General features: G+C 43.8%; 11 protein-coding genes and 1 tRNA gene. 7 read left to right on the top strand and 5 right to left on the bottom strand.

Features of this window, described 5'->3' with window-relative positions:
* The first annotated feature begins 106 nt into the window (after positions 1 to 106).
* The 3 genes from MSG36_RS22885 (at position 107) to MSG36_RS22875 (ending at position 1,834) form a co-directional block, all read left to right on the top strand.
* Positions 107 to 183: transfer RNA gene (locus MSG36_RS22885), tRNA-Trp, on the top strand.
* 228 nt (positions 184 to 411) lie between these two features.
* Positions 412 to 1,251, top strand: a complete 840-nt coding sequence (mepA, locus tag MSG36_RS22880) for a penicillin-insensitive murein endopeptidase (protein ID WP_248369816.1) — start codon at positions 412 to 414, stop codon at positions 1,249 to 1,251.
* 274 nt (positions 1,252 to 1,525) lie between these two features.
* Positions 1,526 to 1,834, top strand: coding sequence for a hypothetical protein (locus tag MSG36_RS22875; RefSeq protein ID WP_048613433.1), 309 nt, complete (start codon positions 1,526 to 1,528; stop codon positions 1,832 to 1,834).
* A 41-nt stretch (positions 1,835 to 1,875) separates the two neighbouring features.
* On the opposite strand, the gene MSG36_RS22870 is transcribed toward MSG36_RS22875, so the two are convergent.
* The 3 genes from MSG36_RS22870 to rdgC all read right to left on the bottom strand — a co-directional run bounded on the left by MSG36_RS22870 (position 1,876) and on the right by rdgC (position 4,689).
* A complete protein-coding gene (locus MSG36_RS22870) occupies positions 1,876 to 2,130 on the bottom strand; it encodes a YfhL family 4Fe-4S dicluster ferredoxin (protein WP_004735061.1) in 255 nt (84 codons plus the stop codon).
* 34 nt (positions 2,131 to 2,164) lie between these two features.
* Positions 2,165 to 3,568 (bottom strand): tRNA 5-hydroxyuridine modification protein YegQ, encoded by a 1,404-nt coding sequence (gene yegQ, locus MSG36_RS22865; RefSeq protein WP_122081863.1) that lies wholly within the window; start codon positions 3,566 to 3,568, stop codon positions 2,165 to 2,167.
* Between the two features lie 206 nt (positions 3,569 to 3,774).
* Positions 3,775 to 4,689 (bottom strand): recombination-associated protein RdgC, encoded by a 915-nt coding sequence (gene rdgC, locus MSG36_RS22860; protein WP_248369814.1) that lies wholly within the window; start codon positions 4,687 to 4,689, stop codon positions 3,775 to 3,777.
* A gap of 194 nt (positions 4,690 to 4,883) precedes the next feature.
* On the opposite strand from rdgC, the gene phoB reads away from it, so the two are divergent.
* The 3 genes from phoB to MSG36_RS22845 are packed head-to-tail and all read left to right on the top strand — an operon-like array spanning position 4,884 to position 7,879.
* Positions 4,884 to 5,573 (top strand): phosphate regulon transcriptional regulator PhoB, encoded by a 690-nt coding sequence (phoB, locus tag MSG36_RS22855; protein ID WP_004735064.1) that lies wholly within the window; start codon positions 4,884 to 4,886, stop codon positions 5,571 to 5,573.
* 33 nt (positions 5,574 to 5,606) lie between these two features.
* Positions 5,607 to 6,905 carry a phosphate regulon sensor histidine kinase PhoR gene (phoR, locus tag MSG36_RS22850; protein ID WP_248369812.1) on the top strand — a complete coding sequence of 433 codons (1,299 nt, stop codon included), beginning with the start codon at positions 5,607 to 5,609 and terminating at the stop codon, positions 6,903 to 6,905.
* Entirely contained in the window at positions 6,902 to 7,879 is a 978-nt protein-coding gene (locus MSG36_RS22845; RefSeq protein ID WP_193841223.1) for a phosphate ABC transporter substrate-binding protein PstS family protein, read from the top strand. Before phoR ends, MSG36_RS22845 begins: the two co-directional genes overlap by 4 nt.
* A gap of 78 nt (positions 7,880 to 7,957) precedes the next feature.
* On the opposite strand, the gene ppx is transcribed toward MSG36_RS22845, so the two are convergent.
* Positions 7,958 to 9,469: an exopolyphosphatase gene (gene ppx, locus MSG36_RS22840; protein WP_248369810.1), complete on the bottom strand. Its 1,512-nt coding sequence runs from the start codon at positions 9,467 to 9,469 to the stop codon at positions 7,958 to 7,960.
* Complete coding sequence (gene ppk1, locus MSG36_RS22835; protein ID WP_248369808.1) at positions 9,460 to 11,556, bottom strand: polyphosphate kinase 1; 2,097 nt, start codon at positions 11,554 to 11,556, stop codon at positions 9,460 to 9,462. The genes ppx and ppk1 overlap by 10 nt, the downstream gene beginning before the upstream one ends.
* A gap of 200 nt (positions 11,557 to 11,756) precedes the next feature.
* Here ppk1 and MSG36_RS22830 point away from each other — a divergent pair, with 200 nt between their 5' ends.
* Positions 11,757 to 13,973: an ABC transporter permease subunit gene (locus MSG36_RS22830; RefSeq protein WP_248369806.1), complete on the top strand. Its 2,217-nt coding sequence runs from the start codon at positions 11,757 to 11,759 to the stop codon at positions 13,971 to 13,973.
* Positions 13,974 to 14,052: the final 79 nt, after the last annotated feature.

Raw genomic sequence — 14,052 nt, 5'->3', positions numbered from 1 at the left:
GTAGTTCAGTTGGTTAGAATACCGGCCTGTCACGCCGGGGGTCGCGGGTTCGAGTCCCGTCCACTCCGCCACTTATTCAGAGTTTCAGCTCTTTAAAACTGAAAATAGGGGTGTAGCTCCAATTGGCAGAGCAGCGGATTCCAAATCCGCGTGTTGGGAGTTCGAATCTCTCCACCCCTGCCATATTTAAGGCTCTAGTCGAAAGACTAGAGCCTTTTTGCTTTCTGGATTTTGATAAGTTACAGAAGGTAGCTTGGCATAAACAGCCATCATTCATCATTAGCGACATTTTCTGTTTTATTGCTTTAATCCGTCTAATTCACTAGCTACCACCAAAACTTAAATACGATATGCACCTAATCCTAAATGGCGACTAATATAATGAGTAAGCGTCAGTAATTCGGGATTATTATGAGGTTCTTTTTTGCACTGGTAGTATTCTTTTGTTCATTTTCTCTATCAGCAACTTCGTGGGAAAAAGAGAGTCACCCTACTAAAAATTCACCCTCATCAATTGGAAGCTATGCCAATGGCTGTCTAGACGGCGCGCAGGCTTTGCCTATTAATGGTTTGGGGTATCAGATCATTCGTCCTCAAAGAGAGCGCTACTATGGCCATACAGAAGCTATAAAGTTTATTGAGAGGTTAGGAGTCACGACCAGCGAGAAACTCAATACTAATTTATTGGTCGGTGATATTTCTCTTCCCAGAGGAGGGCGCTTTTCTTCAGGTCATTCAAGTCATCAAACAGGGTTAGATATTGATATATGGCTAAGGTTAACCAGTAAGAGGTTGTCAGAGAACGAGTTAGCTGTGCCTAAACCTGTGAGCGTTGTGGATCTTACCAACTACAAATTGCGTCAATCGAATTGGACCGATGATCACTTTCAAGTTATTCGTTATGCGGCGAAAGATGAAAAAGTGGTGCGTATTTTTGTTCATCCAGTGATCAAGCAAACCCTTTGTGAACAAGAAGACTCTGAAGCTAATGATAGAGCTTGGTTGGGAAAAATAAGACCTTGGTGGGGACATCATTCCCACTTCCACGTTCGTTTAAAGTGTCCTGAAGGCAGTTCAAACTGCATAGCTCAAGCGAGCCCTCCTAAAGGTGACGGTTGTGGAGATGAGCTTGCAAGTTGGGCTCCAAAGACTGTTCCAGTTCCCCCTCCTAAAAAAGTAGCGAAAACTAAGAAAAAGAAAAAAGTTAAAGTGATGCCAAGTCAGTGTTTGGCCTTGATATCGAATAAGTAATCCTGTTCATCGAGGCTTTTTACTGTGGTACTGCCACTGGTTTTCTCGACTCTAAAACTGGAGAAACATCACACTTTTGTCTAGAGTTGATAAACACTAGATTAAGAACATCGTTTGATATTGATAAAACCAATAACGATATCAGCAAAGGCGATGACGAATTTGACAAGGTTTGGTCAGGGATAGAGTGTTTTTGGGGTGAAAGATGCGGCTTATATGCAGTATACGAAATCAGAGTCTGATACCCGTCGATAGATAATTCAAGGATAAGACTATGACTATGATTTGTGCAAAGGAATTTTCAGAATGGTTAAGACATAGGTTCAACGCTGAAAGCTCGGGTATTTCTATTTCGAGAGATGACATTACCCAACTGACAGGCAGACAGCGTTTAGATCCTAGCTTCGTAAATGATGTTCATTATGAATTGATGCAGTATGGAATGGCATTTGTGACCGATACCAGTAGGGAAAACTTTTATCTTGTTCCGATAGCTCAATCAATAAACTGGCGAGAACGACTCGAATATCAATTTGAAAAAGAGCTCTTCTGCAATATTTATCCAATCGAGAAATCAGGATAAAAAAAAGGTTCAACTTATGGTTAAGTTGAACCTTTCTTCTTTTAGGTCAAGCCTTGAATGATTACAAACTTCTCAAGTAGCTCGTCATCAGTTTCAATATGGTTTGGGTCAGTGATTATGCATTTTGTAATCGGGCACACTGACTGACATGTTGGCTTTTCATAGTGACCTTTACACTCTGTACATAAATCAGGATCGATCTCGAAGATGCTGTCACCCATCGTGATTGCACCATTTGGGCATTCAGGATCACACATATCGCAGTTTATGCACTTGTCAGTAATTAACAGAGCCATTGTTTTCTTCTCAAGTAAGTCGCTTAAGTGAAAATTATTTGCCTGATGCGTTACGTGTATCTTGGCCTTCGCTCAAGTTACGCATCAGCAAGCCGTACTCTAGATCTAGATCTGCTGGTACAGGAATAAATACAAAGTGACCGTTACCTTTCGCATCGTCTACTGCTTCAGATTTACGATTTTCCATAACTTCCAGTTTGAAAACAACGTTACCTTTTGGTGTCATCATTTCTAAGCTATCGCCAACTAGGAACTTGTTCTTCACTTCTACTTCCGCTAGGTCGCCACGGCGCTTACCTGTGAATTCACCAACAAATTGTTGAGTGTCAGAGATAGAGTAACCGTACTCGTAGTTTTGGTATGTATCGTGTGTATGACGGCGTAAGAAGCCTTCAGTGTAACCACGGTGAGCTAGGCTCTCTAGTGTACCCATTAGGCTTTCATCGAATGGTTTGCCTGCCACAGCATCGTCGATAGCTTTACGGTAAACCTGAGCTGTACGTGCACAGTAGTAGAAAGACTTAGTACGACCTTCAATCTTCAGAGAGTGAACACCCATCTTAGTTAGGCGCTCAACGTGTTGGATTGCACGAAGGTCTTTTGAGTTCATGATGTAAGTACCATGCTCATCTTCAAACGCTGCCATTTTCTCTTCTGGCTTGTGTGATTCAGAAAGCAGAACCACTTCGTCTGTTGGTTTACCAAGACCTAGTGTGTTGTCTGGACGTTCATCTTGAACTTCAACTTCTTGAATTGCGACACCAGTTGGATTAGCTTCAACGATCTGACCGTTTTCGTCTTCTTTCGCTGCTTCTGTTTTGTATTCCCAACGACAAGCGTTAGTGCAAGTACCTTGGTTTGGATCGCGTTTGTTCATGTAACCAGAAAGCAAACAACGGCCTGAGTAAGCCATGCAAAGTGCACCGTGAACAAAGATCTCTAGCTCTGTTTCTGGGCAGTGTTCGCGAATCTCTTCGATCTCTTCAAGCGATAGCTCACGAGATAGGATTACACGCTCAACGCCTTGGGTTGACCAGAACTTAACGGTCGCCCAGTTTACTGCGTTTGCTTGAACCGAAAGGTGGATTGGCATTTCAGGGAATGCTTCACGAACCATCATGATAAGACCAGGATCTGACATGATAAGCGCGTCAGGGCCCATCTCAACAACTGGTTTAAGGTCGCGAATGAATGTTTTTAATTTAGAGTTGTGCGGCTGAATGTTACATACAACATATAACTTTTTGCCTTGAGCATGAGCTTCATCGATACCAATTTGTAGGTTTTCGTGATTGAACTCGTTGTTACGAACACGAAGGCTGTAACGTGGCTGGCCTGCGTAAACTGCATCTGCGCCGTAGGCGAATGCGTAACGCATGTTCTTAAGGCTTCCTGCCGGTGATAATAGTTCAGGTACAAATGGTTTTTGTGTAGTCATTGCTTCGTTCTCTAATCTGATCTCAAGTCAGGTTGATACCACCAAGTGATATCAAAGGGGCGCAAATTTTACGCTAAAATGAGTTTGGTTGATAGCCCTAAAGATAGCAATGACATTAACAAGAGGGCAGAGAGGCAGATATAAGCGAGAACTTAGTGAGAAATAAGCTCAGATACCGTTAGTACCTGAGCTTATAGTTTGACTGATTAAGCGTTAGGTTGAGTTAACCCGCCTAATGATTCAAATAGGTTTGGAAGGAAAACACTGAACTCACCACAAAGTAGAGAGAAGTCTGCATCAAAACGCGCTGCTTGATCTTCACGAGGAATATCGTCGTTTTCGTCTTTGAGCTCATCACTGAATTTTAGGCGTTTGATGCTGCCATCTTCTGCAAGAATGAACTCAATACGGTCTTGCCAGTTGATAAGAAGTTTCGTCACCATCTTATTGGCTTCAATGTGGTTTTTAACCTCATCAGCTTCTAGTTCTTGTTTCTTAACTCGAACAATACCGCCGTCTTCTTGAATAGATTTTAGTTCTGCTTCATCAAGCATAGTGATGCCTTGTGGCGTATCACCTGATTTCACCCACTCCGTCAGTGTCGTTTCAATCGCTTGCTCTGGAATAGCTGGCACTACTGGAAGGCTACCCATTGTCTTACGTAGCAATGCTAATACATCTTCTGCTTTTTTGTAGCTGCTCGCATCAACCACAATGAAACCTTCTTTTGGCATGATCAGCGCGTAAGTGAAGTTGCTGCGGCTGAATGCGCGAGGAAGTAGATCAATGATGATGTCTTCTTTTAGGCTGTCTTTCTCTTTCTTTTTCAGAGGTGTGCCAGACTCTGCCTCAAGCGTTTCTACTTTTGCGTTCAGTGATTCTTTGATCACAGAAGCGGGTAGCATTTTCTCTTCTTTCTTTGCACAGATAAGAATGCGGTTTTCTGATACGTGCGTCATCATATCGCCATGTCTACCCATTGCGTGTACCCAACCAAACTTTTGTTTGTCTTGGCTACCACAAGGAGTAAAGCGGAATTCTTCAAGTTGTTTCTCTAGCTGATCTGCGTTGAAATCAATATCACGGTTGAAGCGATAGACTAGGCAATTTTTAAACCACATAAATTTTTCTCATACCTTTTTAGAAGTGCTTCATGATATGAGATCTAATTCGATTTGTCCCTAGCTCTGTATCAAAAGTTATAAAGTGAAATGTTTGAGACAGTTATATGAAAATTTGTTTTCAAAGGTCACAAAAGTGTCATAATTAACTCAGATAATGCAATGCGTTGATTAAATACAAAGGCTATTCAATTATGTCGAGAAGGATTCTGGTCGTTGAAGATGAAGCACCTATTCGTGAGATGCTGTGTTTCGTGCTTGAACAAAAAGGCTACCAAGCAGTAGAGGCTGAAGATTACGATACAGCGGTAAACAAGCTATGTGAACCTTTCCCAGATCTAGTATTACTAGATTGGATGCTACCTGGTGGTAGCGGGATAAACTTTATCAAGCACATGAAGCGTGAAGAGTTAACTCGCAACATCCCAGTGGTGATGCTAACGGCTCGTGGCGAAGAAGAAGATAAGGTTCGTGGTTTAGAAGTAGGCGCTGATGACTACATCACCAAGCCATTTTCACCAAAAGAGCTTGTCGCTCGCCTGAAAGCGGTTATTCGCCGTGTAACGCCTACCGCACTGGAAGACGTGATTGATGTGCAAGGTCTTAAGTTAGACCCTGTATCTCACCGCGTTACCGCAAGCGAAGGTCCAGTTGATATGGGACCAACAGAGTTCAAAATGTTGCACTTCTTTATGACGCACCAAGAGCGTGTGTACAGCCGAGAGCAACTGCTGAATAACGTTTGGGGCACCAACGTTTACGTTGAAGATCGTACTGTTGATGTACATATTCGACGCCTGCGTAAAGCACTTGAATCTGCAGGTCACGACAAGCTAATCCAAACGGTTCGCGGCGCGGGCTACCGTTTTTCTACAAAGGCTTAGTGTGGCTTCGCTACCCAGTTTACGGAGTCCTGAATGGTTGAAAAGTTAACCTGGAAAAAGCTGGCTTGGGAGCTGGCTTTTTTTTACGCACCTTGGGTTTTAGTTGGATGGATATTCGGCTACCTACCTTGGTTACTGCTGGCTGCTACGGTATTGCAGCTCGGCTGGCATCTACACAATCAAATGCGCTTGTCCGCATGGTTGTGGGATGAGAAGCGTCTAACGCCACCATCAGGTTCTGGGAACTGGGAATCTCTGTTCAACGGTATTTATCGTATGCAGCAGAGACAGCGTCGCAAACGTAAAGAGCTGACCAACCTAATCCGCCGTTTCAGAAACGGTGCAGAATCCCTTCCCGATGCCGTTGTGGTATTTCGTGGAGAAGGGAATATCGTTTGGTGTAACAAGCTTGCTCAGTATTTACTTGGGTTTCGCTGGCCAGACGATTCAGGGCAACCGATTTCTAACTTGATCCGCACGCCGGACTTCATCAAGTATCTTAATAAACAAGACTTTTCAGAACCGTTAGAAATGCCTTCGCCACTTAACGTGGAGCGCATGCTTGAGCTTCGTATCGTGCCGTATACCGAAGGTGAACACCTAATGGTTGTACGTGATGTTACTCAGCTAAAGCAGCTAGAAGGCATGCGTCGTAACTTCTTTGCTAACGTTTCTCACGAGCTACGTACTCCAATGACCGTACTTCAGGGTTACCTTGAAATGACGGAAGATCCAGACATGGTCGTTGGCCCTATGTGGCCTAAGGCTCATGGTGTGATGACCGAGCAATTGAATCGCATGAACAGTCTGGTCAATCAGCTACTAACACTTTCAAAAATCGAAGCGGCGCCGATGCATGAGCTCGATGAAGTGGTGAACGTTCCGGCGATGCTTGAGGTTCTTGGGAAAGAAGCGGCAAGCCTAAGTGGTGATAGAGAGCATAAGCTTGAGTTTGATATCGATAAGAGCCTACGCGTTCTCGCTGATGAAGATCAGCTGAGAAGTGCGATATCGAATCTGGTTTACAACGCAGTGAAATACACACCACCAGGCGCGACGGTGAAAGTGCGTTGGTACCAAACCAGTCAAGGTGCCTGTTTGGATGTGTCAGACACCGGAGACGGTATCGAACCACAACACTTACATCGACTCACAGAGCGTTTCTATCGTGTAGATAAAGCACGCTCACGTGATACAGGTGGTAGTGGTCTGGGATTGGCGATTGTGAAACATGCGCTTAGTCATCATGACTCACATTTAGAAATTCAAAGTGAAGTAGGTGTCGGTAGTCGATTCCATTTTACATTGCCAAATCGACTGACAGTGTCATGAGTTGTTTGACACGCAGGATGCGTTTGCCAGTCAGCTCATTATTAGCGTTTGCTTTGGTTAACCCTGTTCATGCCGAACAGAGTGTCGACTCACTGCCTGATTATTCTAAGGTTCCGGGCATTTCTGGGAGCTTATTATCGGTAGGTTCGGATACCTTAGCGGGTATGACGACGTTATGGGTAGAGGAATTTAAATCTTACTACCCGAACGTTAACGCTCAAGTCCAAGCATCCGGTTCTTCTACGGCTCCTCCAGCCTTAACCGAAGGTACAGCTCATCTAGGACCAATGAGTCGCCCGATGCGCTTGCGAGAAATCGAAGCGTTTGAAAGAGAGCATGGTTATAAGCCGACTGCACTGCGAGTCGCGATCGATGCGATTGGACTTTTTGTGCACCGCGATAACCCTATTGAGGGGCTCAACTTTCGTCAGATTGATGGCATCTTTTCAGAGACATTACGCTGTGGTGCGACGAAACCGCTCAATGATTGGCAAGATCTAGGCGTCGACCAACCTTGGGCGAAACATCGATTCCAGCTGTTTGGGCGCAATTCCGTTTCGGGAACCTATGGCTATTTCAAACAAAACGCATTATGTGGTGGTGACTTTAAGAACCGAGTCAATGAGCAGCCAGGTTCTGCATCGGTTGTACAGTCGGTCGCATCATCAATCAGCGGCATAGGTTACTCAGGTATTGGCTATCGTGTCGCTGGCGTTAAGCTAATTCCTATTGCTGAGTATGGTTCTGATTTTGTAGAGCCGACTCGAGCGAACATCTTGAGTGGTGATTACCCTCTATCGCGCTTTCTTTATGTTTACGTGAATAAACACCCAGATAAACCGCTTTCTCCCGTTGAAAGAGAGTTCCTCACTTTTGTGTTCTCAAAGCAAGGACAAGAACTTGTAGAGAAAGATGGCTATTTAGCAATACCGTCTGAGTTCGCAGAGCAAGAGTTGGCCAAAGTCGGGCTCTGATTGAGGCTACGATAAACTTAGATAAGAAACGTATGAACAGCTTGCGATGTCGCAGGCTGTTTTAATTTTGACTGTTCGTTATTTTAGCTTTAACGACCATCCAGCATTTTGCCAACGTTGTTGCTCTTCTTTAAGTTCACAATCAAGCAGTTGGTTTTGGGCCAACCAATCGCTGTTAGATCCTTTCAATTCCCAGTTATCCTGTTGTTCAATCGTTAGAGTTACGTCTGGGGCCAGTGCTTGATTTCGCTGACGGTTGAGTAAGATAGCGAGTCTCAATATACGAACCAGCAGGGTGACTTGTTGCTGAGTAAACAGAGAAAGTTCCGGCAAATCTTGTAGCTTGAGCGCTTTTCTTTGATAGCGAACCAATGTTGATATAAGACGTTGTTGCTCAGTATTAAATCCTGGCATTGTCGTGTGCTTCAGTAGATAAGCCGAATGGCGGTGATAGCCTTGGAATGCAATGCTTTGTCCTACCTCATGAAGTAATGCAGCCCAACCAAGCAGATCATACAGCTCATTAGTGACCGCAGTTGTCACTTGAGGCTGCACTTGTTTCAGCAATGCAAGGGCGAGTACTTTGACTTTCTCGCCATGAATTACGTCTACATGGTATCGAGAGACGAGCGTTTCGGCAGTTCTTGTTCGAACATCAATATCTTTAAATCGATCCTCCATGTCATAAAGAACGCCTTCTCTCAGGGCTCCATCAGAAAAATGTAACTCCTTGATGTCTAGCGTATCCATGGTTGCTGAAAGAATGGTGACGCCAGCAGCAAACACAGGCTTTCTCTCATCACTTAAGCCTGAAAGGTTTAAGGTGTTGGATGATGAAAACTCACATAAGTGATTCTTCAAATAAGACAGGCGTTGGGGCGTAATGAGACCGTCGGTGAACCCTAAGCCAATGAGTACCTCTTTTATTGATTTCGCGGTACCAGATGAGCCAAAAGCGATTTGCCAAGGGGCTTTTGTGTATTCTTCAATCAATGGCATCAATAGACGAGTAGCTGCAGTATAAGCATCTGAGAAGTCTCGTGAAGTTAGCCCTTCGTCAGCAAAGAAACGTTGAGTGAAGTTGACGCATCCCATAGGTAAACTGCGCATAATTAGAGGAGTAAAGCCTTGTCCGGCGACGAGTTCGGTACTGCCACCACCGATATCAATAACCAACTTAGATTCAGAAGCGGTTTGAGTGTGCTCTACACCGTTATAGATTATTCGAGCTTCTTCTTGACCTGAGATGATCTCTATTGGAAAAGGGAACAGTGGCTTGGCTTGCTCTAAGAAATCTTTAGCGTTTTTGGCTTTTCTTAGGGTATGAGTCGCAACAACTCTGACATCATCAAGTTCAAAATCCGCCAGTCGTTCTGCGAACACCTTGAGACATTCTAGGCCCCGATCGATAGCGCTTTCGGATAGAAAGTTACGTTCATCCAATCCATCACCTAACCTGACTTTCTGTTTGTGTCTGCTGACTAATTGCAGGTGTTGATCGAATACCCGGGCAACCACCATGTGGAAGCTGTTCGAACCCAAGTCGATAGCGGCAATACATCGAGAATGTTTGTTATCAATTAGCGGCATGATTTCTTCTCTTGTTTGTACTTCTTGCGAGCAAGTTTCTCCATACGTTTAATATAGTGGTAAGTGGAGAGTTGTGACGTCGGGTAATCAAGTGGGTTAGCTGGTGGTTGTATGTAAGGGTTGCTCATCGATTGGTCTAACACTCGAGCTTTGTTACTGTCATCGAAATGAAACTCGGTGATATCGATAATGGTTTGCTTTATCTTTGGATCTAAAATTGGGGCTGCAACCTCGATGCGGTGATCAAAATTTCGTGTCATCCAGTCAGCAGAGGAGATATAGACTTTCGGCTTTCCAGCGTTACTAAATATCATCACTCTCGGGTGTTCGAGAAAACGATCGACCACACTGACAATCTCAATATTGTCACTGATGTTGGGTATGCTAGGGACAAGAGAGCACATGCCGCGAATGACCATTCTCACTTTTACATTGGCTTGGCTGGCCTGATAGAGTTTTTCAATGATCTCTCGATCAACCAAGTTGTTGAGTTTTAGAGTGATGCTTGCGGGCTTACCTTCTATCGAATTTTGTATTTCATTATCTATCAACTGGTAGAGGCGTTTTCTTGTATTCTTTGGTGACACAATCAGTTGTTTGAACTGTGACTTTTGATAAGGATTTTCAATATACTTAAAGACTTGTCTCACCTCTTGAGTCAAATCTTCATTCGCAGTGAGCAGAGAAAAATCGGTATACACGCGCGCTGTAACTTCATGAAAGTTACCGGTGCCAATATGGGCATAATGCTCTGTATGCTTGTCTTCTTTTCGTTTGATGAGCAGCAGCTTGGAATGGATCTTCAAACTAGGGATGCCATGGATGACTTTTACACCCGCTTCTTGAAGTTTCTTGGTCCATTGAATATTGGCTTGCTCGTCAAAGCGGGCTTGCAGCTCGACAACCACGGTGACCTTTTTACCATTGTGCGCAGCGTCGATGATCGAGCTGAGGAGTTTTGAGCCTTCCGCAACACGGTAAACATTTATTTTGATGGAAGTAACCTTGGGATCAAAGGAAGCCTGCCTAACAAGTTCAGTGATGTGATTAAAGGTGTGATAAGGGTAATGGAGTAAGATGTCACGCGCTTTGATTGCTTCGAAATAGTTTGGGTAGTGGTTGAAGTTTGCGCACTTAATCGCGGGTAGTGGGCGATTAACTAAATCACGTCGGTTAAGGCTTGGGAACTCAGAGAAATGTTTGAAATTATGATAACGACCACCTGCAATGACACTATCATAGTCAGACAATTTAAGTCTGACTTGTAAGAAGTTGAGCATTTCAGCTGGCATTTCTGATTCATAGATCAGACGTATCGGCAGTGCCGTTAAGCGCTGTTCTAAACCTAAAGACATCGATTCTAATAGGTTATTTTTATTGTCCTCTTGCAGATCATAATCGGCATCACGCGTCATTTTTATCGCAAAACAACGCAATGAGTCATACTCAAAGAATCCTTTAAGCAAGTCATCTAAACAAAGTCGAACTATATTATCTAACAAGATTAAAGTCGTACGCTGAGAACCCGAAGCTTCCGGTAGCTTAACAAATCGAGGGAGCGCTTCTGATGGGATTTCGAGTAAGACGTATTGAGAAGATGCCTCATGCCCGATGTCGATGGCTAAGTAACTTTGCTCGTCTTTCATAATATTGAGTAACTGGCTATCTTCGTTCAAGAGAAACGGAGTTAAATGTGGCAGCACTTTTTTCTTAAAGTACTTTTTGATCCACTCACTTTGTTCTTCGCTGATTTGTTGCTCGTTGACCAGAAAAATACGACTGCGCGCCAGTTCTAATAGTAAGTCGTTATAAAGTTCATGGAATTGAGCATCGAGCGTGCTCGCTTTACTCTGCATTTGAGTCAGTAAGGTTTTCGGCGAGTTGGAGAGTATCTGTGGATCTTGAAGTAAGATCTTTCGTTTCACATCAGAAAATCGAACTTTGTAAAACTCATCGAGGTTTTTCGAGTAAATACCTAAAAAACGAACTCTTTCGATTAAGGGGACTGACTTATCTGCCGCTTCTTGGAGCACTCTTTCGTTGAAGGATAACCAGCTAAGTTCTTTTGTGACATAGTCTTTTTCCATCGAGATGAGAATCCTTGAGTACTGGCTATAGAGCTGATTACTTTAAATTAGAATGGCAAAATTCACAAAATCTATGATCTTACTTTAAGAAATATGGTCAACAAACTTGTTATTAGTTTCAGTTGTTTAACGTAACTTGTAATATAATTGTCATCTAACGTACATATTATGTCAGTAGCTAAAAAAAGGTAGATAAACAGATGGCTTCAGCCCAATTTTCATTGAAAGAGCGCGACAAAAAAAGATGGTTGAAAGATCGTCTCGTCCGTTTTTCGGTGACATGTGGTGCAGTCAGTGTTCTAGCTGCTCTGGTGCTGATCTTTGTTTACTTGGCGATGGTCATTTTACCGGTATTTTCTGATACTGGTTTAGAGACTAACCAAGCCGTGAAGACCGTTGCCGTAGAAAAGCCTATCGCCTTATCCGTAGATGAATACGGTCAGCATGCGTTTACTATCGAAAAATCCGGTTTGGTTCAGTTTTGGGATTTAGAGTCTCAAAAGACACATTCTTACTTTGAGCGTAATGTTTTAGCTAACCCGATCGCCTTTTCTCGAAATACCCCATCTGAAAGCTGGTTTGCCTTTGCCGACAGCGCAAGCAATCTTACTTTTTTCTATCCTGAGTATAGTGCGCCTGTACTGAAAAAGGGCAGCGAAGCCGAACCTAAAATCGAGCAAATCACTCTCCCTGAGCCATTTTTAAATGATGAATCCTCTAATGGGGCGACGATCGACAAATTCGCGTTCTCTAAAAATGGGCGTGGTATTACGGTGGCAGCTCAGTTGAGTGACCAGCGAGTCTTGGTTAAGTGGTATCAGAGTGACCTTGCTGGTCAGTATGTTTTTCAGAAGAGCCAATGGCTATCGGATAAATTGGGATTACAGCAGCAACTGCTCGTTACTCCTGATGGGCAAACTTTATATCTCCGAGCACAATCGGATTTGGTTGTTTTGAAACTATCAGATAACGGCTTTGATGTTCGTGAAGTGATTGACCTTAGCTTAAATGATGCGAAGCATTCCGTAAAAAGCATCGATTTACTGTCTGGGGCATACTCGTTGTTGGTCACGCATGAGGACGGACAGGTTTCTCAGTGGTTCGATGTACTTAAAGATGAAAAGCGTAGTCTGACCCATATTCGAGATTTCCAGCTGGCTGAACAAGTGCAATTTATTTTGCCCGATACTTATAGGAAGGGTTTTTACAGCTTCTATAAGAACGGCACATTACAAAGCCACTATACGACCAGTGAAAAGCTGTCGCTATTCGAGCGCGCATTTGATAAGTCACCACAATTAGCCGCTATGTCTGCTAATGAACTGCATCTGGCTACCTTGATTGATGGCACAATCAGTGTGGCTAAAGTCGACAATGAATACCCACAAATCTCATTCTCATCACTGTGGCAAAAAGTCTGGTATGAAAGCTACCCTGAGCCGCAATACGTTTGGCAATCGACCTCGGCGAATGATGACTTTGAAGAGAAATTCAGTTTAGTACCTATCACGTTTGGTACCATCAAAGCTGCACTGTTTGCGATGATGTTTGCCGTACCGGTTGCTGTGCTTGGAGCGATTTACACCGCATACTTCATGTCGCCACGCATGCGAAGAGTGGTGAAGCCTTCGATAGAGCTAATGGAAGCACTTCCGACCGTGATCATCGGATTTTTGGCCGGGCTGTGGTTTGCTCCAATCGTTGAGACGCATTTAACAGCAGTCTTCTCATTAATGGTGTTGTTACCTCTGAGCACACTGCTGACTGGACTTGTTTGGTTCTGTTTACCGAAGATGGTAACAGGCCGCTTCTCGAATGGTTGGCACGCACTGATATTGATTCCGGTATTGGTGATTACAGTGGTTGCGGTGTTTGCTGGTGGAAACAACATTGAAGCATTGTTATTTGGTGGTGATATTCGTACCTTCTTGGCCAGCTATGGTATCGACTTTGACCAACGCAATGCGCTGGTGGTTGGTTTTGCTATGGGCTTTGCGGTCATCCCAACAATTTTTACGATCGCCGAAGATGCTATTTTCTCTGTACCTAAACACTTATCTGATGGCTCATTAGCGTTGGGGGCAACAGCGTGGCAGACCCTTATTTATGTGGTATTACTGACGGCTAGCCCAGGTATTTTCTCTGCGGTCATGATGGGATTAGGGCGAGCGGTTGGCGAAACTATGATCGTTTTGATGGCGACAGGTAACACACCAATTCTTGATTGGAATATTTTGGAAGGGATGAGGACGTTATCGGCAACGATTGCTGTAGAGCTGCCTGAATCAGAAGTAGGCGGTTCTCATTTCCGCTTGCTGTTCTTGGCTGCACTCTTGCTGTTTATCTTCACATTCGCGGTTAACTCAGTTGCTGAGTGGGTTAGACAAAGACTGAGAGATAAATATCGTGCGTTGTAGTTTTCAAGGTTTGTCTCAATGTGTATCAATGGCTTTTAGTGGCTTTGCTAGCGTATCCCGTGCTATTAGCAGCCTCTTG

This window comes from Vibrio sp. 1CM8B (assembly GCF_023161685.1).
In the GTDB taxonomy this organism is placed as follows: domain Bacteria; phylum Pseudomonadota; class Gammaproteobacteria; order Enterobacterales; family Vibrionaceae; genus Vibrio; species Vibrio coralliirubri.
This window is presented reverse-complemented; position numbering and strand designations above follow the sequence as displayed.